Below are 22,049 nucleotides of genomic sequence, written 5' to 3' on the forward strand. Positions count from 1 at the left end.
ACCTTAAAGGATCGCTCTACGCAGGCGCCCCAGCACAAAAGCCACGGGCGCATAGGAAAATGCCGTTACGGCCCATTGCAACATGATCGGCTGTAATGGCCAGAACGCACCATACACCGCAGAAACAAGGAGCCAGGAAAGAATATACAACCCAAGGCTCAGCACCGTAAAGACAGCCCAGTGCACAATTCGGTTACGACCCTTAAAATGTTTGAGCTGGTTGAGCACAAAAAGTCGTGTGAGCAACAGAAGCACCATATTGAGCCCAAGCGGTACATCAAGCCAAAGGTCAAGCATAAAACCAAGCACCGCGCACGCGCCATATGGCATCAGAAGCGGGCGGGATGACAGCCAGTAGAACACTGCAATCATCACCAGATGTGGCATCGCAACATTCGCCGCGCCTGTACCGATGGGCAGCAGCATGAGCATCGCCAACACAAAGGTGCTGATTACCGGGGAAAGTCCCGCAAAGCCAAACGAGGTGATAACTGGGCGGCGCGCGTTCATTGTTCGCCCTCCCCATCCGCGGGTACTTCTATTACATCATCTACCGGTACGGCGCGGTAATCCAGCACCCGTACATAATCCAGTTTCCCGAGGATACCAAGCGGCTCAAGCCGGATAAGATCACCCGACACATCGCTGACGCGTGCGACCGGCAGGTCTGGCGGGAACGCTCCACCGTGGCCGGAGGTCAAAAGCCTGTCCCCAACACGCACGGTTACTTCCTCAGGCAGAAAACGCAGCAACAGGAACGGTTCGTTCTGGCCTTCAGCAATGGCCAGGTCACCTGTGCGTTCAAGCCGTACAGGCACACGGCTGTTGAGGTCAGTTACCAGCAGCACGCGGCTGGTCCAGCGGCCAACCTGAATGGTGCGGCCAATCACGCCGCTTTCATCCACCACCGGCAGGTTGCGCCGCACGTTATCGCTCGCGCCCGCGCTTATCAGCACACTACGCTCAAACGCGCCACCACCAACACCGATCACACGGGCAGTTGCCGCAGGCGGCACTTCCCGACCCGGAACCTTGAGCATCAGGCGCAGGCGTTCATTCTCACGGCTGAGCTGCATGGCCGCTTCACGCCACTGGCGCAGGCGGTCGTTCTCGTCCCGTAACGTTTCATTTTCAAGATAGATGTCGGAAACACCAGCGATACGCTCAAGCCCGGCCTGCACGGCACGGATAGGCTGTTCAAGCAGCCGTAAAACGGGAGAGACTACATCGTTTGCATAAGCACGTATCTGGCGTGGGAGCCCTTGCCCAACACCTTCAAGCACCAAAAGGGCGACAGCAATAAAGAGATAAAGCCATAAGACCTCACGGCCCCGCCCGCCTCTGCGCAGGCGAGGGCTAGATGCCAAGCCTCCTGAATGCATTGTCGGGACCAGCGGTCAACCTCCTCAAACGCGTGTGTGCGCTTATCGCCCTATTTGTCTTAAAGCCGTGTGGTACGCATAATACCGATCAGTAGTTTTCCATGAGTACCATACGAAGTGCCGGGTCTTCGAGTGCGCGGCCTGTACCCAGCGCCACACAAGTCAGCGGCTCTTCCGCGATGGTGACAGGCAAGCCCGTCGCGCGGCGGATCACAGTATCCAGATCCTTGAGAAGCGCACCACCACCCGTGAGCACAACGCCAAGGTCAACAATATCGGCTGCAAGTTCGGGTGCAGTCTGCTCAAGCGCAACCTTCACGCCTTCCACAATCTGGCTCACAGGCTCAGAAAGGGCTTCAGCTACCTGAAGCTGGTTAATTTCCAGCTCTTTCGGCACGCCGTTCATCAGGTCCCGGCCTTTGATGATCATGGTGTTGCCAACGCCGTCTTCCGGCACAAGTGCTGTGCCAATTTCCTTCTTGATCCGTTCAGCCGTGGCTTCACCGATGAGAAGGTTATGGTTACGGCGGATGTAACCGATCAGCGCTTCGTCCATCTTGTCGCCGCCTACGCGAACGCTGGTTGCGAACACGATGCCGGAGAGCGAAAGCACGGCTACCTCGGTGGTACCACCACCAATATCAACAACCATGGAACCCTGTGGCTCGGTTACCGGCAAACCAGCACCAATCGCGGCAGCCATCGGCTCGTCAATCAGATACACTTTGCGGGCACCAGCCTGCTCAGCAGATTCCTGAATGGCTTTCCGCTCCACTGCCGTAGAGCCGGAGGGCACACACACAACAACCTGCGGACTCGCAAACGAGCGGTTATGAACCTTTTGGATAAAATGTTTGATCATCTGCTCGGCAACGTGGAAATCAGCGATCACACCGTCCCTGAGCGGGCGAATGGCCTGAATGCCGCTTGGGGTACGCCCAAGCATCAGTTTCGCCTCGTCGCCCACCGCTAGTACGCGGTCGCGCCCGTGTTCGCTTTTAATTGCAACAACGGACGGTTCGTTCAGCACAATGCCGCGGCCTTTTACATACACGAGTGTGTTTGCCGTGCCGAGGTCGATAGCCATGTCAGATGAAAACATGCCGAGCAGCTTGGATAGCATTTAACCCTCTTAATTTTCTATTGCTCTTGGGGCCAGTATTGGCCCTCCCGTTTATGCGGTTATGGGCCAGATATTGCCCGGACACAAGGGCCAAGCGCGCCGTTCGCACTATATTTTGTAATTTACCGGCGAATGAGGCGAATTTACGGGGTGTAGGCACCCTAACTACTAAAACTTTAACGATTTTCAGTGTTTTACATACCTCAACCCTCAAGCCTTTACGCGGTCAAGCGTGCCGATATCCGGCAGTGGGATAAACTCCTTGTCATCCCCCGGCACCTTGGCAAACTCGCCTGCCTGCCAACGCTCAGCCGCATCCCGGATCTGGTCAATCCGGGAGCCCACAAAGTTCCACCAGATATATCTGGGGCCATCCATCACAGCACCGCCCAACAGCATCAGGTGGGTGTCTGCTTCCGCCCGCACAGCCACATCTGTGCCGGAGCGCAGGCTGATCATCTGACCCGCGCCATATTCGGCTCCGCAAAGGCTCACACTGCCGCTGACGATGTAGATAGCTCGTTCTTCCGTCTCGCGGGGTAGCGGCAGCACCGCGCCTGCCGCCATGCGCACATTGGCGTATAGCGTGTTCCACGGCACCTCCACCGGTGACTGAAGGCCAAAGGCCTCCCCCATGATCATCTGCACCTCAAGTCCCTCTGCATCCAGCGTGGGCAGGTCGTCTGCACCGAAATGCTTGAAAGCAGCCTCGCCTTCCTCATGAATTTTAGGCAACGCCAGCCAGCTTTGGATGCCATACAGCCGGGATGTGCGCTCGCGATCCTCAGCGCCAGTGCGTTCGGAATGCACAATGCCGCTGCCCGCTGTCATCAGATTCATATCACCGGGCTTGATGGTCATATGGGTGCCAAGCGAATCCCGGTGGTCCATCGTGCCGTCAAACAGGTAAGTGACGGTGGAGAGACCAATGTGCGGATGGGGCCTGACATCAATGCCGTCGCCTGCGAGAAACTCACCCGGCCCCATCTGGTCCCAGAACACAAAGGGCCCGATCATACGCTTTTTGCGCGACGGCAAAGCACGCTCAACGGTAAAGCCGCCAATATCGCTGGTGCGCGGGATGATCACTGCATCAACCGCGTCCGGGCAGCCTTCACTTCTGCATTCAGGTTCCTGATCTGCCAGTCTGCTCATTGCCGTCCCTTTCGTGCTGTTTGCCGTTGGTGGAAGTTTACACTGAAACAGGCCGCACCAAAACCAGTAGCCTACTCACCATTGAAAATTTGGATAATCGCGAGGCCATTACTAACCATATGCATGAGGATCGCAGGCCATAACGTGCCTGTTATCTGATACACAGCCCCAAATGCGGCACCCACCATCACAAGAAGTGGGAAAGCGCCCAGCTCCATATGAAAGGCACCGAACACCAGTGAGCTGATAACCACGGCCGCCCATGGTGGTATTTTTTCTGCAAGCGCTGTTTGCAGGTAACCGCGAAAAACCAGTTCCTCAACCGCAGGGCCAATCACCACGATGGCGAGTACTAACAGGCCCACCACAATGGGGCTCATGCCCTGGCTCTCACTCACCCAAGCTGCAACCTGTTGCTCGTTCACATAGCCCGTTACCTGTACATAGACACCAACGATCATGCTGCAGGTGAGGTAAATGATAACCGCGAGGCCAAGCGTCAGCGGCCAGGAGAAGCGCCCCGCTCTTAAGCCAATGTCCGCAAGGCTAATACCCTCATCGGCCCTCAGGTTTCGCCAGACCAGGCTGAGCACAACCGCGTAGCTCGTAAGTGCCGCAAAGGCCAACACCAGCGGCATGATAGATGTGCCCGCGAAAGCACCAAAGGCAAAGCCGAAGAAAAGGGAGCTAATAAGCTGGGTTGCCATGATCGCAACCATCAGCACAATGGCCATCAACAAGCGGCTATCTGCGCGCTCGGCACTGTCTCTCCAGTCTGATAATCTGCCCATATACTTCGCCCATTTGTGTCCTTTTCAAATAGGGAGTTTTCTCAGGCAAAACAAGCATTTGGAAAATGGTGCGCAACAAAAAAGCGGCCCGAAAGCCGCTTCCCTGTCATCAAACCCAATGCACGCTACTGCGCAGCAACGGGGCCCGGTGCCTTTTTCTCACGCTTGACGATAAGCTTGTTTACCGCAGACACATAAGCCCGCGCAGCAGCCGTGACCGTGTCTTCATGTGCGCCTTGCCCGTTCACCGTGCGGCCACCTTCCTCCAAGCGCACGGTGCATTCCGCCTGCGCGTCGGTGCCTTGTGTTACCGCATGCACCTGGAAAAGCTGCAGGTGTGGCTCGATGTCGATCAGATCCTTGATCGCGTTAAACGCGGCATCCACGGGGCCTGAGCCATAAGTAACGGTTTTGCATTTCTCACCATCAATTTCCATGGTGAGGTTGGCAACCGCTTCCCCACTTGACGAAGAATAGGTATTGAGCGCGGTGACCTGATAGCGGTTTGACCACGTGGCCACCTCGTCATCCACAAGGGCGACAATATCTTCGTCATAGATATTTTTCTTGCGGTCCCCCAACTCCTTGAAGCGACGGAAACATTCCTGAAAAGCGTTATCACCAAGCTCGTAACCAAGGTCCTTGAGCTTGTCGGCGAACGCGTGACGGCCGGAGTGTTTACCCATGGTCAGGAGTGATTTGGTCACACCCACCGATTCCGGGGTCATGATCTCATAGGTTTCAGCGTTTTTGAGCATACCGTCCTGATGGATGCCACTTTCATGCGCAAAGGCGTTGGCACCCACAATGGCCTTGTTGTTCTGCACGGTAAAACCGGTCACGGTGGAAACGAGGCGGGACGCGCGCATGATTTCTTCGGTCACGATACGGGTGTGATACGGCATCACGTCACCGCGCGTTCGAAGCGCCATCACCACCTCTTCCATCGCGGCGTTACCAGCACGCTCACCAATACCGTTGATGGTGCATTCAATTTGCCGTGCGCCGCCCATAACACCCGCAAGCGAGTTGGCAACCGCAAGGCCAAGGTCGTTATGACAATGGGTGGAGAAAATGGCTTTGTCCGCGTCCGGCACCCGCTCGATCACGGTGCGGAACATCTGGGCATATTCCTCCGGCGTGGCATACCCCACCGTGTCCGGCAGGTTGATGGTGGTGGCCCCGGCCTTGATCGCGGTTTCCACCGCACGGCAGAGGAAATCAATCTCGGTGCGCGTTGCGTCTTCGGCCGACCATTCCACATCATCGATAAGGCCGCGTGCATGGCTCACCGATTTATGGATCGCCTCGATCACCGCTTCAGGCTCCATCTGCAGCTTATATTTCATATGCAGGGGGCTAGTGGCGATAAAGGTGTGAATACGGCCGGATTTCGCGGGTTTTAACGCTTCTGCGGCCCGGTCGATATCACCGAGGGCAGCACGCGCCAGCGAACAAACGGTCGAGTTTTTAACCCGCTGCGCAATTTTGTTAACACACTCAAAATCCCCGTTTGACGCGATGGCAAAACCTGCCTCAATCACGTCTACCCGCATGGATTCCAGTACACTTGCGATCTGGAGCTTTTCGTCCAGCGTCATGGACGCGCCGGGCGATTGCTCACCGTCGCGCAAAGTTGTGTCAAATATTCGCACACGGTTTTTTTCACTGTGTGACATGGCGGTCTTCCCAATTTCTAATGGTACAAATCTGATGAAAATATGAAATCAGTGGCATTACCCTTAAGCATCGGTGCGCCAATGCGCCGTCTGCCGCGATGCTCAAGGGCCGGTAAGTCGGCCTGCCGAAAATAGTAGAAGAGCAAGGAATAGCGTACCGGCCCCAAGCGCCACAAACCGTGCATGCAAAATATCCGTTGCCCGCAAGGTGCGTGCAACCGCTTTTGCTCTTGGTTTATAGGGCTGATTTGGCCTCATCCGCCGCCAATTCCTTTGTGTTTCTATCAAGAACCAAGGATTAGCAGATTATTTTCTTTTCGCAAGGCGGAAGTTTGAGAAATTTTATTACAAAAAGTCACAAGTGAAACTAACTTGAAATCGACCCGCAATCACTTTGAAACCGCAGCCAACAGCCCTTCTGCGCTGACTTCATAGTCAATCTCGTCACACCACTCGCCTTTCACGAAGGTGCGCTTCTCATGCACTGGGCCCGCCTTGAAACCAAGACGCTCGAGCACACGACCTGAGGCCGGGTTGCGCGCATCAATATCGGCGGTGAACCGCTCAAGCCTCAACGGCTCAATAAGGGCGGGCAACAGGGCTTCCAGCGCTTCGGTCATATAACCCTTGCCTTGTGCGCCCGTGCTCAGGCTGTAGCCGATACGAATGGCGCCTTTTGTTGGTAAGCCACTACCAATGCCGATATCACCAACCGCCTGCCCGCTCGCCTTCTCTTCAATCATCAGCTGATAATATTCGCCCTCAGGGAATGGTGTAGTGATGGCCATCCTGCGGCAGAAGGCCACCGCGTGCTCCATCGGGTACGGATAGTCCCACAGCGTGAGCCGCGCTACCTCGGCGTCATTCCGCCAGCCATGAAATGCTGTCGCATCGTCAACACGAAATGCGCGGATGATCAAACGCTCGGTCTCTATGGGCAAAATCTCAGTCATAGCAGCACCTTAGGCGTAACAATCTGTTCAGCCAATAAAAAAGGGGCGACCCCACCAAAGGGATCGCCCGTAAGCCTCTTGGTGCAAGAGGGTCTAAGGGGGACCTAGTTTTTCGCTTTGTCCACAAGCTTGCCTTCCTGCATCCACGGCATCATGCCACGGAGTTTCGAGCCCACTTCCTCAATCGGGTGGCGCTCGGCAAGGCCTCGGTGGGCCTTCAACTCAGGATTGCCGGCAAGATTGTCAGCGATAAAATCTTTCACGAAACGACCTTGCTGGATGTCTGCGAGAACGCGTTTCATCTCGGCTTTGGTCTCGTCTGTGATAATGCGCGGGCCGGTTTTATAGTCGCCGTATTCCGCCGTGTTGGAGATGGAGTAGCGCATGTTGGCGATACCACCTTCGTAGATCAGGTCTACAATCAGCTTCACTTCGTGCAGACACTCAAAATAAGCCATCTCTGGCGCGTAACCGGCTTCAACAAGCGTCTCGAACCCTGCCTTGATCAGCTCAGACACACCACCGCACAGCACAGCCTGCTCGCCAAAGAGGTCGGTTTCACACTCTTCGCGGAAGTTGGTCTCGATAATGCCCGAGCGCCCACCACCGATGCCCGACGCGTAAGAAAGGCACAGGTCGTGCGCCTTGCCGCTCGCGTCCTGGTGCACGGCAATAAGGCACGGTACGCCCTTGCCCATGGCGTATTGGCTGCGCACGGTGTGGCCGGGGCCTTTTGGTGCAACCATGATCACGTCAAGGTCAGCGCGTGGCTCAATGAGGCCAAAGTGAATGTTAAGGCCATGCGCAAACATCAGCGCAGCGCCTTGTTTCATATTAGCGGAAAGCTCGTCCGCATAAATCTTGGCTTGATGCTCATCAGGCGCCAGTACCATCACCATATCGGCAACTTTGGCGGCCTCGGCCGCTGTCATGCACTTGAAACCGGCGGCTTCCGCTTTTTTGCGGGTGCCCGAGCCTTCACGCAGCGCCACGATCACTTCTTTCACGCCGCTATCACGCAGGTTGCCTGCATGGGCATGGCCCTGGCTACCGTAGCCCACGATGGCAACGGTTTTGTCTTTCACCAGATTTACGTCTGCATCACTGTCAAAATAAACACGCATGTCTAACTATCCTTTTGGTGGGCCACGCCCGTCAAAATATTTCCAAGGTCCACAGGGCGGACCCTGCGGTATTCTTTTCCGTCATTCCCGGCGAGGCCGATGGGCCGAGGGAAGGGAATCCATTTCAACCCCTATTCCTGTCATTGGCCGCGAAGACGGGAGTGACAGGAAAGCGGTTGCCTAAAGGCCGTCTGGCCCGCGCGAGAGCGCAACCGCGCCCGTGCGTGCCACTTCAACAAGGCCCAGATCAGCCATTAGCTCAACAAAAGCGTCGATCTTCTCGGCTGAGCCGGTGAGCTCAAAAATAAAACTGTTTACAGACGCATCCACCGCGCGGGCGCGAAAGGTATCCGCAAGCCTGAGCGCTTCAACGCGCTTTTCGCCGGTGCCTGTTACTTTCACCAACGCCATGTCACGCACCACATGGGCACCTTCCATGGTCAGGTCACCCACTTTGTGCACAGGCACCAGTCGGTCAAGCTGCGCTTTGATCTGCTCGATCACCATACGGGTGCCCGAGGTGACGACGGTGATACGTGACCGTTCGCCCGTATGGTCAACCTCTGCCACTGTCAGGCTTTCAATATTGTAGCCGCGGCCTGAAAACAGGCCGGTTACACGTGCAAGAACACCCGCTTCGTTATCAACGATCACGCTGATTGTATGGCGGGCGATTGGGCCAATCTCTTTCATGGAGCCGTCCATCTGCTAGTTATCTTTCCGCTTGCAAGGGTAAACATCAATTCGGTGATGAGCCACTTTAAACGACAGCCAAGGCTTCATCGTTTTTCGGTTTATCGATCACATCCCCTGCTAGCAGCATCTGGTTATGGGCCGCACCCGCTGGCACCATTGGGAAACAATTCTCGAGCTTGGCGATCCGGCAGTCCATCAGTACAGGACCATCGTGATCCAGCATCTCCTGAATAGCGTCATCCAGCTTGGCCGGATCTTCTACCGAGATACCCTTGATGCCGTACGCTTCGGCAAGCATGACAAAATCCGGCAGACTTTCCGAATAGCTTTCAGACCGCCGACCATCGTATGAGAGGTCCTGCCACTGGCGAACCATGCCCATATATTCGTTATTCATGATGAAGATTTTAACCGGCAGATTATACTGCGCGATGGTGCCAAGTTCCTGCATGTTCATCTGGAACGATGCTTCACCAGACACATCAATGCACAAACGGCCAGGATGCGCGATCTGGGCACCAATGGCGGCTGGCAGGCCGTAGCCCATGGTGCCAAGGCCACCTGAGGTCAACCAGCGGTTTGGCCGGTCAAAACCAAGGAACTGGGCGGCCCACATCTGGTGCTGGCCCACTTCAGTGGAGATGATGGCGTCTTTGCCTTTGGTGAAGTGTGCGAGGCGCTCCAGCGCCTTTTGTGGCATGATCTCGGTATCTGAATCCGTATAACTCAGGCATTTCTTGGTGCGCCAGGTGTTGATCTGGTCCCACCACGGTGTCAGCTTGGGCTGGGTTTCGCCGAGGTTCTCTTCTTTCCAGATTTCAATGAAACGCTTGAGCGCACGACCTGCATCCGCGATCACCGGTATATCAACCGGCACGTTTTTATTGATGGAGGAAAGATCAATATCCACCTGAATTTTCGTTGAATCCGGTGAAAAACCGTCAATCCGGCCTGTTACGCGGTCATCAAAGCGTGCGCCAATGGCCAGCATCACATCACAGTCATGCATGGCGTGGTTGGCTTCCCATGTGCCGTGCATGCCCAGCATACCAAGGAACTGGTCATCGCTTGCCGGATAAGCACCAAGACCCATCAGTGTATTGGTTACTGGCGCGCCGGTGAGGCGGGCAAATTCTGTCAAGAGTTCAGAAGCTTCTGGTCCCGCATTGATGATGCCGCCGCCGGAATAAATGATCGGGCGTTCAGCGCTCGAGAATGCGCGGGCTGCGTTCCTGAGTGCCGCATCGTCGCCATCAACCTGCGGGCGATAGGTGCGGTGCTCCCGGTGACCGGAGCGCTTGTATTGGCCTTTCTCGATCTGCACATCTTTTGGCAGGTCAATCACCACCGGGCCGGGACGGCCATTGGTGGCAACATAAAAGGCTTCATAAATCACATCCGGCAGGTGCTCGGTTTCCTTCACCAGATAGTTATGTTTGGTGCAGGGCCGCGTGATACCAATCGTGTCTGCTTCCTGGAAGGCATCGTTTCCGATCAGGTGGCGGGCCACCTGCCCTGTGAGGCAAATGATCGGGATACTGTCGAGCATCGCGTCCGTAAGGCCCGTCACCGCATTGGTGGCGCCGGGGCCTGAGGTCACAAGGACAACACCGGGCTTGCCGGTTGCGCGCGCATAGCCTTCCGCCGCGTGGGTCGCGCCCTGCTCGTGGCGTACAAGGATATGCTTGATGTCGCTTTGCTTGAAAATCTCGTCATAGATGGGCAGCACAGCACCGCCGGGGTAGCCAAAGACGACTTCCACACCTAGCTCCGTTAGCGCTCTCAGGATCATCTGTGCGCCGCTCATCTCTGGGGCGTCATTTGCCTTAATGTTCGCTTCGTCAGCTTTTGGTTTGGTCTTTGTTACCGTCATTGTTCTATCCGTTTGACCGTTGTCCCATAATCGTCTTTTCGCCTGCCCTTATTCGCTGTGACGCCGGTGTGCCTTCCCGCATACCATTTTGCCCCCTTTATAATAGTTGGGGGCGCTCGTTGAGCGCCCACACCCCTTTTATAGTAGTTGGGGGCGCTCGTTGAGCGCCCCCAGGGGGTGGGTCTCGTCACAGTTAGAACCCTCTTGGGCAGAGGATTCCGCTACCGACACCTGGGCTGGCTTGGTGCCGATGTGGACTTTTTATGGTATGAAAATTACTCAGTCAACGGCTTTTTTGATCTTTTTATTCAAAAATTGCTGGTATTCACTTTCCGAAAGTTGCGCAGGTAACCTTTCCCAGTCTGCAAACTGGTTGCGGAACCACGTGAGCTGGCGCTTGGCAAAACGTCGGGTTTGCATCTTGGCGTCCTCCACCGCGTCCTCAAGCGGCAGTTCACCTTTCAGGTAGCCCATCAGCTGCGGCACACCAAGCGAACGCATCACCGGCAGGCTCTGTTCAAGGTTCCGCGCCATCAGCGCCTGCACTTCATCCATCGCGCCTTCATCCAGCATGATGTCAAACCGCTGATTACAGCGGTCGTATAAAACGTCCCGTGGTGGGTCGAGCACAAGCTTGGTGAGCGCGCCGTCTTCATCATAGCGCTGCATGGGGCCGGGTTTGGTATCCGCCTGCCATGCGCTGATGGGTCTACCGGTCGCCTTTACTACTTCAAGCGCGCGGCATATGCGCTGGCTGTCACCAGGCGCGAGGCGGGTGGCAGTTACCTCATCAAGGGCCATCAGCTCAGTGTGCAGCACGTCACTGCCCTCACTGGCGCAGCGATGCCGCACGGATGCGCGGATATCGTCCGGGATATCAGGGATTACGGCGATACCGCTCAACAGCACCTTGAAATACATGCCGGTGCCGCCGATCACGATCGGGGTTTGGTCCTGCTCCCACGCTTTGGTGATCTCTTCCATCGCGCGTTCGGCCCAAAATGCGGCTGAGCAGACCTCAGCGCCGTCGAGGAAGCCATACAGCCGGTGGGGCGCCCTGGCTTCCTCCTCCGCGCTCGGGCGTGCTGTAATAACGCGCAGGCCCTTATAGACCTGCATGCTATCAGCATTAATTATCACACCGTTAAGATCTTCTGCGAGACGAAGTGACAATGCCGACTTGCCGCTTGCGGTCGGACCTGCAATAAAAAGGGCTCGTTTCAAGGCAACCTCGCCAATTGAAGGACATCCCCCCATGGATATCGCTTTGACCCTTGTCGTCAACCCCGGCTGTTCATTCTCGCTTGAAAAGATCATCGCGCAGGTTCGTGATCTGAATGGGCACGAGCCAGACATTCGCATCCTGAGCGAAGCCAAGGCTGCAGACCTTATATATAAAGTCGCCGCAGCGGATGCCACAAGTGAGGCCACAGAATCCGCCACAAATCGCGCCACACTCGCCACATTTACGCGCACACTTTCGCCCCCCCTTAATAGTATTTCCGGCCTCGACTGGTGCCTTGGTTCAGAAAAATACCGGAAAAAACGCCTTATTTTGGCGGACATGGATTCTACCATGATCACGGTGGAATGCATTGACGAACTGGCTGATTTTATAGGCCTCAAGGACAAAGTGGCCGCAATCACCGAAGCTGCGATGCGCGGAGAACTGGACTTTGAAGGTGCGCTGACGGAACGTGTGGCGCTTCTGAAAGGTTTGAGCCGAGATGCGCTAGAGCGTTGTTACAACGAACGTATTTCCCTTATGGGCGGCGCACGTATTCTTGTTCAGACCATGAAAAAACACGGTGCACAGGCGGTGCTGGTTTCGGGTGGGTTCACCTATTTCACTGAGCGTGTGGCCGCAGCCATCGGTTTTGATGTGCACCGCGCCAACGTGCTTGAGTTTAATGGTGACGCGCTTTCAGGCACCGTGCAGCATCCGATTTGTGGCGCGCAGACCAAACTTGATACCCTGTTGGAATATAGGGATAAATTAGGCATTGAGACCCGTGATATTCTCGCGGTTGGGGACGGCGCCAATGATATCCCGATGATTGAGGCGGCGGGCCTAGGTGTAGCCTATCACGCCAAACCCAAAACCCAGGCAGCGGCCGCAGCGGCTGTGCGTTTTGGCGACCTGACAACTCTTCTTTATTATCAAGGCTTTAGTGATAACGAGTTTGTAAGTTAAGCACCCTAAGGCACAAATGTCAGCCTGCCGTGGCTATCAGGCTCAAAATGATAGATGTCCCAACGCTTGGACTTTGAGCGTTCCTGCTCAAGCCGCTGGGCCACGATAAGCCTGGTGCCATCGGTCAGCACATTGATCATGCCGTAGTTGGCGACAGAGCGCTGGATCACCGACAGGTGCTTCTCAAGTCTTTCTTCCGCCTTGCTTTTTTGCAGGTCAGTCGATTGAGCGTCATTAATGATAGCAAGTTCCGCTTCCATATTCGCACGCAATTCACGCCGGACAAGGTTGGGGTGTTTGATATGCTCGTTGCCTGACCGTGCCAACTCGGTTGAGAAGATAAGCGGCCTTGCACCCCTGCTGTGCTTACCGATCAACCCCAGTGTATCCGGGCGCGGATGGGAATGGGGCTCAGCGTCACCTGATGATATCACCGTCGCGAGCGGGTTGGTGGCCATCAGGAAATGCGGGGAGACATGTGCGCTGCCGTGATGGCAGGCCTTTGCAATATCGACCTCGAATGTCTTACGCGCCTCGTCTACCAACAGTTTTTCATCATCAACCGATTTGGGGTGCGCACTCAAGCCTGTGTAATGCTCCAGAAGATATTCCTGCGAGGGTTCGTTCAAATCCCCGCCGAGCAACATCTTGATGCCACCGATTTCAAGCAACAGCACCACCGAATGCCCGTTTTTCGTCTCTCCCGCAGAACCCAGCCACGGTACACCATGCTCGCCCGCCAGATCCGCAGGAACAGGGCCTAGAAGCTGAAGTGTCAAACCACGATTATCCGCCGGGGCATATCCCGGCAGATAGGCCTTGGCTTGCCAGTCCGTTGGGGCAAACGCACCCCGAATATCAGTCACGCGGCCGGAATCTACCGCAGTTTTGAGCATATTGGGATACCAATAGCTTCCCCGGCGCTCATCGTCATCAGTGATCGCCTTCAGCTCATCCTTGGTGCGTACCAACCCGGTAATATAGCGAGTGCGGCCAATTTTAACTTCGTCTCCCAAGGTCTTTTTGCCCGCCTGTTTCTGTTCCACAAGGCCGTTATGGAACACCGTATCCACCCGAACATTGGGTTCCTCAAACAATGGCCTGAAGCCATAATAATGGTCACTATCCGGGTGGCTGATCACAAAGCTTTCAAATGTGAAAGGGTGGGAGAAGCGCCCAAATCGCCACCGCAGGAAGCGGTACATATTATCCCCCTCGCCAGCGTCGATCACGATAGCCTTGTCGTCGGGGGTCTGGATATGGCAGCCGTCGCCTTGGCCGATATCTACAAAATTTACCTCGAGTATCCGGTTTTCCTGCAGGTTTTCTCGCCTCAGCCAGCCATTCCGTCCTCGCGCGCGAACCTTGACCCAACTGCCGTCAACCTCCAGCACTCTGGCGTAGTCGCCCCACAGTAGTTGGTTAATCGCTCGCTTGCCTTTGAAGCTGGCCTGGTCGCCCGCTTCGCCGTAATGCACAGCACTTGAGTATGAAATAAACCTTGTATCGCCGACCTGCATGAGTAGCCCCCTCATAGAATTCGCCATCGTCACTTTAAATCATATGATGTATTTATACAATTTACAGTGATGTGACAGCCATTCCCGATATGAGAGGCCCATTAAAAAAGGGGCCGGAAAACCGGCCCCTTCCTTCACTAAACCATTGGTTCAGCTTATTCTTCGTCATCCATCAACCGAAGCGGGATATGCACCGTGTTGCCGCGGAAGTTCACAAGAACGAGGATACGGTCACGACCGGCATCCCTGGTTTCCTCGATCAACTCTACAACATCAGTCGCGCTGGATACATCCTGCTGGTTGACACTGATGATAACCGTACCAGGGCGGATACGAGCCCGGGCAGCAGGTGACCGGCGCGCTACACGAAGCACAACAACACCTTCCACGGTTTCATCAATTTCATACTGCCTACGCAGACCATCATTGAGCGGCGCAAGCTCCATACCTTCAACCAGTTGGCGGTCTGCCCGGTCACTACCAGGGCCGTCACCATCTTGCTCATCACCCGGTGTCACTTGTGCAAGCTCGGCAGGCAGTTCACCTGTGGTAACCTGAAGGGTTACCTTCTCTTTGCCACGCAGGACGATCACGTCAACTGGCTTGCCGATATCTGTGCGTTTCACCAGAAGGCTCAGGCGGTTGCTGTTCTCGATCTCTTTACCATCCCACTTGATGATGATGTCACCGTCTTTGAGGCCACCGTTCGCGGCTGGGCTGTCTGGCTCAACGCGCGTTACCATGGCACCTTCGGTTTGCTCGATACCAAGTGTTTCAGCAATTTCCTTGGTCATTGGCTGAATGCCCACACCAAGCCAACCGCGACGTACCTTGCCATGCTCACGCAGCTCACGGATCACGCGGGATGCATCGTTGGACGGAATAGCAAAACCAATACCTACGTTACCACCAGATGGTGAGAAGATCGCCGTGTTCACACCGATAACTTCACCTTCCATATTGAAAAGCGGGCCACCGGAGTTACCACGGTTGATCGATGCATCGGTCTGAATGAACTCAACATCGTTGTTGTTGATGCTGCGATTGCGCGCCGAAACAATACCTGCGGTTACGGTTGAGGAAAGTCCAAACGGGTTTCCGATTGCCATCACCCAGTCGCCGATACGCTCAACATCGCTATCACCCCAAGTTACGAACGGAAATTTGTCACCGTTTTCGTGATTGATCTGTAGGACAGCGATATCGGACAGGGCATCACGACCAATAAGTTCGGCCGGAAATTCCTCGCCGTCAGCGGTGATCACCGTGATCTCGTCGGCGTCTTCAACAACGTGATTGTTGGTTACCACAATGCCCGTGGCGTCAACGATAAAGCCAGAGCCCAGGCTTTGTGCCTGACGTGGTTCTTCGTCTTCATCCATACGGTCACGGAACTGGTCCCACAAGTCACCAAAAGGCATGCCTTCTGGCAGTTGCGGTGCGCGGCGATTACCGCGTGTGCGGATTGTCTGCACCGTTGAGATATTCACAACAGCAGGAGACAGTTTTTCAACCAGGTCGGCAAAGCTTTCAGGTGCGCCACGCGCGGCAGCTGGCCGCATCGAGACTGTTGCTGCTGCGACAATAAGCACAGCTGTCAGGAGCGCGCGCATCATGCCCGCCCAATGTCTCGTGTCGATCGCTTTTACTAAGTTGGTGCTCAAGGCACATACTCCTTCAAATTATTTTCCGTTACTCGCGTTGGCCGGTTTATTTTGGTCTGGCACAATTATGCACCTTTAACCATCCACACTATCGCAACACCGATCACCGCCAGGGTCAAGCCCATGATGCGGAGCTTTGCGGCGGGCTGCCCCGCCGCTGCGATAAGCAGCTTTTTAAGGCTTTCCGGCATAATGGCATAGGCCGCGCCCTCCAAAAAGAGAGCGAGGCCCAAACCAAGAAGTAACAGTTTCCAATCCACTTTGCTTCCGCGCGGCTTAGTTCTTCTCGTTCATGAACAGTTTGAAAAACTCACTGTCAGGCGAGAGAACAAGGCGGGTATCATCTTTGCCGAGCGCAACCCGGTACGCCTGCATGGTACGGTAAAACTCGAAAAAGTCCTGGTCTTTACCGAAAGCATTCGCAAAAATCTTCACCGCTTGCCCGTCAGCTTCACCACGAATGGTTTGTGATTGACGCTCGGCTTCAGCGATAAGTTCAGCCACCTGCCTGTCAGCCGCTGCTTTGATTTTCACCGCGTCACGCTGACCACTGGCACGTTTGTCTGCGGCTTCCCGCTGGCGCTCTGTTTCCATGCGGCGGAAAATCGCTTCGCTGTTCGCTGGTGGAAGATCAACCCGTTTCAAGCGCACATCAACAACTTCAAGGCCAAAGGTTTTAGCCCTTTCGTTGGTGAGGTCACTGATGCGTTTCATCAGTTCGGCACGCTGGCCGGACACAATCCCCGCCATTGGTTCCTGTGCCAACACCTGACGAACCGTTGATTCCATAGCATTTTCAAGGAGGCTGGCTGCACCGCGCTCATCACGTGCTGCCTGATACCGCTTCAGCGGATCGCTGATACGGTAGCGGGCAAAACTATCAACAAGGATACGGCGCTGATCGCTTGCGAGCACCTCTTGTGGCGGCACGTCAAGACTCATGATCCGCTTTTCAAGCAAGATAACCTGTTCGACCATCGGTGTTTTGAAGTGAAGGCCTGGTTCCGTTACCGTCCGTTTCGGTTCACCAAATTGAACCACGATGGCCTGCTTGCGTTCATCTACAATGAACATACTGTTGAGGCCAACAAAAGCGACAATCGCAAGAAGAACGAGCGCTACAATTGATTTAGCATTCATGGCTTATTTCCCCTCGCTTGACGATTTTGCTTTAAGTTGCTCAAGCGGCAGATAAGGCACAACACCGGAACCTGCTTTGCCGTCCACGACGATCTTGTCCATACCTGAAAGAATCTGTTCCATCGTTTCAAGGTACATACGTTTTCTCGTCACGTCTTTTGCCAACACATACTCGTCATAAACAGACAGGAAGCGCGCTGCTTCACCTTGAGCCCGCGCAACTGTCTGCGCCCGGTAAGCTTCGGCCACCTGCACCATACGCTCAGACCGGCCTTCAGCCTCACGAACAACCTGGTTGCTATAGGCGTCGGCTTCGTTCTTGAAACGTTGCTGATCAGCTTCTGCACGCTGTACATCAAGGAACGCGTCTTTCACCTCTTCCGGTGCTTCAGATTCGATAATTTGTACGCGCAGCACGTCAACACCTGTTTCATATGCATCAAGCGTTGTTTGGATCAGGGTTTTGACGTCCTGCTCAAGAAGGCCACGCTCCGTGGTGATGATGGGGGTGATCTTGTTTTTACCAACCATCTCACGCATTGCACTTTCAGAAACGGATTTGATGGTTCCCTCAGGGTCTTCAAGTTTGAAGAGATAGTTGCCGAGATCCTTGATGCGCCAGACCACATTGAAACGAACATCAACGATGTTCTCGTCCTGTGTCAGCATCAGGCTTTCATCAAGGCGCGCAAAACTTTGGCGCCCGCTCCTGCGTGTTTCCTGCTGGCGGCTACCGATGGAAACTTGTTTCTCGTCGGTAACACCGCGGACTTCAACGGTTTCGACTGGATACGGCAGATGCCAGTGAAGGCCGGGGCCTGTCGATTCTGTCCATTGACCAAACCGCAGAACTACCGCCTGCTCGTTCGGTTCAACCCGGTAAAGCCCAGCCAGAAGCCAGAGCGCAACGATAACAAGCAGAATGACAAACACGCCGCCTTTGCCGCCCGGCAATGCTTGACGCAACCGATCCTGACTTTTGCGAATATATTCATCAATGTTTGGTGGTTCGCCACCGCCGCCACTACGCCGTGGGCCATTGCCCCACGGGTTTGGCTTTCCGCCGTCACCGTTATTTTGCCAAGGCATATATATCTCCCCTATTGCGCTTTTGCGCCTCAGAACTCATCTGTTCTCATGTGAACAGAAAGACCGTGTCTTGCTAGCCTATATATGGTAGGGGCACCGTGGCTGCAACGCTTGTCGGCAAAATTGCACCGGATTTCGCCCAAAAATGAGGTTTTATGGTGGTTGAACACAAAGAAATGCTCAAAAAAGCAATCCAAGCGGCGCTGGTTGACGTCCCGAGCCCGGATGGCAAAAGCGATATTGTCACAGCAGGGCTTGTAAGCGCCATTGTGGTTGACGGCGACAAGGCAGGCATTATTCTTGATTTTGGCAATAGTTCACCGTCTGAGGTTGAAGCGCTGCGCATCCGCGTTGAAGCCGTGGCTTGCACTGTTGACGGCATCAACACAGCCAATGCCATAGTAACCGCAACCCGCAAGGCCGCACCTGAGGCGAAACCTGCAGGCCCCTCGCCAGCGAAAGCCCCTCCAACCCCCGTTGAAATACCGGGTGTGAAACACATTATAGCGGTGGCAAGCGGCAAAGGCGGCGTGGGTAAATCCACCACATCCGTCAATCTTGCCCTCGCCCTTAAAGAACAAGGCCTCAAGGTCGGCATCATGGACGCGGATATTTTCGGCCCCTCCCTTCCCATGCTGATGGGTGTGGATGAGCGCCCTGAGATCAAGAACAAAGTTATCCAGCCAATCATGGCTTACGGCGTGAAAGTTATGTCCATCGGGTTTCTGATCGATGTCGATCAGCCGGTAGTGTGGCGCGGGCCACGTGTTATGGGCGCCACGCAACAGCTACTGCGTGACGTAGCCTGGGGCCCCCTTGATGTGCTGATTGTGGACATGCCACCGGGCACAGGTGACGTACAGCTCACCATGGTGCAGCAGGCGCCGCTTACGGGCGCCGTGATTGTCTCCACCCCGCAAGACCTCGCGCTGATTGATGCGCGAAAGGGCCTCGCCATGTTCAGGCAGGTGAAGGTGCCAATCCTTGGCATTATTGAGAATATGAGCACATTCATTTGCCCGCATTGCGGGGAAGCGTCAGACATATTCGGGCATGGCGGTGCGGAAGAAACGGCGAAAGAGCTCGGCTGTGCCTTCCTTGGCGGTATCCCGCTGGAGATGAGCGTTCGCCAGCATGCAGATGGCGGTACACCTGTAGTGTTGCACGAACCTGAGGGCAAACCGGCTATTGCCTACCGCGCGATTGCGAAACAGATAGCCGCAGGTTTACCTGCCTAGTCTGAATTTTCGTCAAAATATCCGGTCGTAGACAACGAATGAATAGGCGGGGTTCTTATCCTCTGCCTGGTGGTTTTCGCGCGATACCACACCCCATTCAGCATCATTGATTTCAGGGAAGTAGGCATCACCCTCCAAGCTCAGCGCCACTTCAGTGACATAGAGCCTGTCTGCTTCAGCTAGAGCCTGTGCATATATTTGTGCGCCGCCAACAATCATGACCTCATCCGCGCCTTCAGCCAGCTTGAGGGCATCGTACAGAGATGAGGCAACCTCTACCCCCTCGCATGCCCAGTCAGGGTTGCGGGTCACCACGATAGTGCGCCGCCCGGGAAGTGGTCTCCCAATCGAATCAAAGGTCTTGCGGCCCATGATCATGGGCTTACCCATGGTGGTTGCCTTGAAAAACTTGAGGTCTGCCGGAATGTGCCACGGCAAATCGTTATCCCGGCCGATCAGCCTGTTCTCGCCCATGGCAACGATCATGGAAATCATCTCAAAACTCCTAAACTAATTTCAGGGAACGGCCCTAGATCATGCCGTCGTCATCGTCTTCCGTGTCGGCAATTTCAAGCGGCAGATGTGCCCGTACTGTGGTGCCCACGTTCGGGGTACTGCGTACGCTGATTTTGCCTTCCATCCGGTCAACAAGCTCGCGGCAAATTGCCAGCCCCAACCCTACCCCACCATGACGACGCGATAATGCGGTATCAACCTGCGTGAAACGATCAAACAGGGTGGACTGTTTCTCTTCCGGGATGCCAATGCCGGTGTCTTGCACTTCCAGAACCCAGCCTGCCTGCCCGGTTGGGAACGGTTTGGGGTGCAAGCGGATAACAACACTGCCCGAATTGGTGAACTTGATAGAGTTTGAGCCGAGGTTGATAAGAATTTGCCTCAGGCGCAATTCATCACCAAAGATGCGGTCAGGCATATTGGATGCAAACTCTGAGCGAAGGTCAAGCCCCTTGCCCTTGGCCTGCTGGGACATCAGGGCTATCGCTCGCTCAACAAGCGACCGTGTAGAAAGTACCTTGTGTTCGATCCTGATTTTACCGGCCTCAAGCTTGGCCAGATCAAGAATATCGTTGATGATGGACAGAAGGTGCGTGCCGCTGGCGTTGATATCCTTGGAATATTCAACATACCTCGGGTCACCGATAGGGCCCAGCGCCTGTTCCTGCAGTAGCTGGGAAAAACCCAGAATAGCGTTCAGCGGGGTCCTTAACTCATGGCTCATCGTCGCGAGAAATTCGGACTTGGCTCGGTTTGCTGTTTCTGCTGAGCGGCGCGCTTCCTCCACATCCTTGTTCAGGTTTTGCAGCAGCTTATAGTGCTGTTCAAGTTCGTCATGCGCCTCCTTGAGAGCGCGGGTACGCCGGTTCACTATATCGATAACGCGCTTGGCGCGCTGGGACTGTGACCAAACTATAAAAACCACCAGACCGGTGAGGAGCAAGCTTACGCTTGCAGCAATAAAAGCCGCACTATAATCGGCTTTAAACTGGCTATAGGGCGCCCATGCGGCAACGCGCCAGGTATGGTTACCCACTTCCATCTCGCGCACACTCACCCAGGGCTTTTCCTCAGGCGACGGCGTGGCCTCTTCTGAAAGTTTCCAGTCAACAAGACCCAGTGTCTGCTGGAATGCGCCCTGTCCCCAGAAGGACGAAAAGGTTGCATTCAATCCAGCGAGGCGGTCACTCTCCAACGCGAACTGCACCATCCTTGGTAGGTCAACCAGTTGCACAACCAGGCCGGTGGCATTCTCGCGGCTGCGGGCGAAAGGATAGGCCAACAGTACACAGCCTTCTTTTTTGTTCTCTAACTGCGGCAACAGAATGCCGGACGGTTTACCGTTTGCCAGTGTCTCCTCAAAGAAGGTATTTATCTGGGCATGGGCGCCAAAATCCAGCCCGCGCCAACGTGCGGCGCGTCCCTCGTCTTCAGACCACGCGTAAAGGAACGGAAATGAACGGGCACCGGGCTCGGCCGGCATGTCAATTTTCCATGGTTTGCTGATTTCAAAGTCAGGACCGTTTTTCTCGCGGGCATAATCCAGGAAATCCGCCCGGTTACCATCGTCCACAGCAATAACGACCCCCACAACCTTCCGGTTGCGATTAAGCGCGCTGGACGCCACCACCATACGGTTGAATGTCGTGTCGTTATACTCGTCATAAGCCTCATAGTAGTGAAACAGGTCCTCTGCGGAGCTTAACCCGTGCACAAATTCGCTTTTTATCCGGTTGACATAGAGGGCCGCAGCCGATTGGAAGCGTGCTCGTGCTTCATCGTCGGCAGAGCGTACGCTTTCCCGTGTTGCAGAAAATGTTAGGATGGCACCGATCAGGATGACCACAACAACAAGGGCCATCTGTTTGAAATCAATGTCGTTATCGCGTGCCACGTGCTGCCAACCCTACCT

The 22,049-nt window shown here is 55.0% G+C and carries 20 protein-coding genes; 2 read left to right on the plus strand and 18 right to left on the minus strand.

Translation table 11 applies throughout. The features are described 5' to 3' along the window. Positions 1-3: 3 nt before the first annotated feature. The 11 genes from mreD to miaA all read right to left on the minus strand — a co-directional run bounded on the left by mreD (position 4) and on the right by miaA (position 12,000). A complete protein-coding gene (gene mreD, locus ACOOGA_RS02350) occupies positions 4-510 on the minus strand; it encodes a rod shape-determining protein MreD (RefSeq protein ID WP_417460107.1) in 507 nt (168 codons plus the stop codon). Beyond that, the gene (mreC, locus tag ACOOGA_RS02355; protein ID WP_417460108.1) at positions 507-1,367 is read right to left on the minus strand and encodes a rod shape-determining protein MreC; all 861 of its coding nucleotides are present in this window, start codon (positions 1,365-1,367) and stop codon (positions 507-509) included. Before mreC ends, mreD begins: the two co-directional genes overlap by 4 nt. Before the next feature lie 103 nt (positions 1,368-1,470). Then, positions 1,471-2,505 carry a rod shape-determining protein gene (locus ACOOGA_RS02360; protein WP_417460109.1) on the minus strand — a complete coding sequence of 345 codons (1,035 nt, stop codon included), beginning with the start codon at positions 2,503-2,505 and terminating at the stop codon, positions 1,471-1,473. Between the two features lie 210 nt (positions 2,506-2,715). After that, a complete protein-coding gene (locus ACOOGA_RS02365) occupies positions 2,716-3,660 on the minus strand; it encodes a pirin family protein (RefSeq protein ID WP_417460110.1) in 945 nt (314 codons plus the stop codon). 71 nt (positions 3,661-3,731) lie between these two features. Next, on the minus strand, positions 3,732-4,451 hold the full coding sequence (locus ACOOGA_RS02370; RefSeq protein ID WP_417460111.1) for a CPBP family intramembrane glutamic endopeptidase: 720 nt from the start codon (positions 4,449-4,451) through the stop codon (positions 3,732-3,734). 125 nt (positions 4,452-4,576) lie between these two features. Next, entirely contained in the window at positions 4,577-6,130 is a 1,554-nt protein-coding gene (locus tag ACOOGA_RS02375; protein WP_417460112.1) for a 2-isopropylmalate synthase, read from the minus strand. 389 nt (positions 6,131-6,519) lie between these two features. Continuing rightward, entirely contained in the window at positions 6,520-7,083 is a 564-nt protein-coding gene (locus ACOOGA_RS02380; protein WP_417460113.1) for a GNAT family N-acetyltransferase, read from the minus strand. Positions 7,084-7,187: 104 nt separating this feature from the next. Continuing rightward, a complete protein-coding gene (gene ilvC / locus ACOOGA_RS02385) occupies positions 7,188-8,207 on the minus strand; it encodes a ketol-acid reductoisomerase (RefSeq protein ID WP_417460114.1) in 1,020 nt (339 codons plus the stop codon). 180 nt (positions 8,208-8,387) lie between these two features. Beyond that, entirely contained in the window at positions 8,388-8,900 is a 513-nt protein-coding gene (gene ilvN, locus ACOOGA_RS02390; RefSeq protein ID WP_417460115.1) for an acetolactate synthase small subunit, read from the minus strand. Positions 8,901-8,967: 67 nt separating this feature from the next. Beyond that, positions 8,968-10,710: an acetolactate synthase 3 large subunit gene (locus ACOOGA_RS02395; RefSeq protein WP_420430605.1), complete on the minus strand. Its 1,743-nt coding sequence runs from the start codon at positions 10,708-10,710 to the stop codon at positions 8,968-8,970. A gap of 345 nt (positions 10,711-11,055) precedes the next feature. Next, positions 11,056-12,000, minus strand: a complete 945-nt coding sequence (miaA, locus tag ACOOGA_RS02400; RefSeq protein WP_417460117.1) for a tRNA (adenosine(37)-N6)-dimethylallyltransferase MiaA — start codon at positions 11,998-12,000, stop codon at positions 11,056-11,058. Between the two features lie 31 nt (positions 12,001-12,031). Here miaA and serB point away from each other — a divergent pair, with 31 nt between their 5' ends. Further along, positions 12,032-12,970 carry a phosphoserine phosphatase SerB gene (serB, locus tag ACOOGA_RS02405; RefSeq protein ID WP_417460118.1) on the plus strand — a complete coding sequence of 313 codons (939 nt, stop codon included), beginning with the start codon at positions 12,032-12,034 and terminating at the stop codon, positions 12,968-12,970. Between the two features lie 5 nt (positions 12,971-12,975). Here the strand turns inward: serB and ACOOGA_RS02410 are convergent, their stop codons facing one another. The 5 genes from ACOOGA_RS02410 to hflK all read right to left on the minus strand — a co-directional run bounded on the left by ACOOGA_RS02410 (position 12,976) and on the right by hflK (position 18,383). Beyond that, positions 12,976-14,490, minus strand: coding sequence for a hypothetical protein (locus ACOOGA_RS02410; RefSeq protein WP_417460119.1), 1,515 nt, complete (start codon positions 14,488-14,490; stop codon positions 12,976-12,978). 155 nt (positions 14,491-14,645) lie between these two features. Beyond that, positions 14,646-16,154 carry a Do family serine endopeptidase gene (locus ACOOGA_RS02415; RefSeq protein WP_417460120.1) on the minus strand — a complete coding sequence of 503 codons (1,509 nt, stop codon included), beginning with the start codon at positions 16,152-16,154 and terminating at the stop codon, positions 14,646-14,648. Between the two features lie 65 nt (positions 16,155-16,219). Continuing rightward, complete coding sequence (locus ACOOGA_RS02420) at positions 16,220-16,414, minus strand: DUF2065 family protein (RefSeq protein ID WP_417460121.1); 195 nt, start codon at positions 16,412-16,414, stop codon at positions 16,220-16,222. Positions 16,415-16,430: 16 nt separating this feature from the next. After that, positions 16,431-17,294, minus strand: a complete 864-nt coding sequence (gene hflC, locus ACOOGA_RS02425; protein WP_417460122.1) for a protease modulator HflC — start codon at positions 17,292-17,294, stop codon at positions 16,431-16,433. Between the two features lie 3 nt (positions 17,295-17,297). Continuing rightward, positions 17,298-18,383: an FtsH protease activity modulator HflK gene (hflK, locus tag ACOOGA_RS02430; protein ID WP_417460123.1), complete on the minus strand. Its 1,086-nt coding sequence runs from the start codon at positions 18,381-18,383 to the stop codon at positions 17,298-17,300. Positions 18,384-18,538: 155 nt separating this feature from the next. Here hflK and ACOOGA_RS02435 point away from each other — a divergent pair, with 155 nt between their 5' ends. Continuing rightward, a complete protein-coding gene (locus tag ACOOGA_RS02435; protein ID WP_417460124.1) occupies positions 18,539-19,621 on the plus strand; it encodes a P-loop NTPase in 1,083 nt (360 codons plus the stop codon). A gap of 12 nt (positions 19,622-19,633) precedes the next feature. Here the strand turns inward: ACOOGA_RS02435 and ACOOGA_RS02440 are convergent, their stop codons facing one another. Beyond that, positions 19,634-20,116, minus strand: coding sequence for a dihydrofolate reductase (locus ACOOGA_RS02440; protein WP_417460125.1), 483 nt, complete (start codon positions 20,114-20,116; stop codon positions 19,634-19,636). Between the two features lie 34 nt (positions 20,117-20,150). Next, positions 20,151-22,031, minus strand: a complete 1,881-nt coding sequence (locus tag ACOOGA_RS02445; protein ID WP_417460126.1) for an ATP-binding protein — start codon at positions 22,029-22,031, stop codon at positions 20,151-20,153. Between the last annotated feature and the right edge of the window lie 18 nt (positions 22,032-22,049).

Source organism: Kordiimonas sp., assembly GCF_965216265.1.
Taxonomy (GTDB): domain Bacteria; phylum Pseudomonadota; class Alphaproteobacteria; order Sphingomonadales; family Kordiimonadaceae; genus Kordiimonas.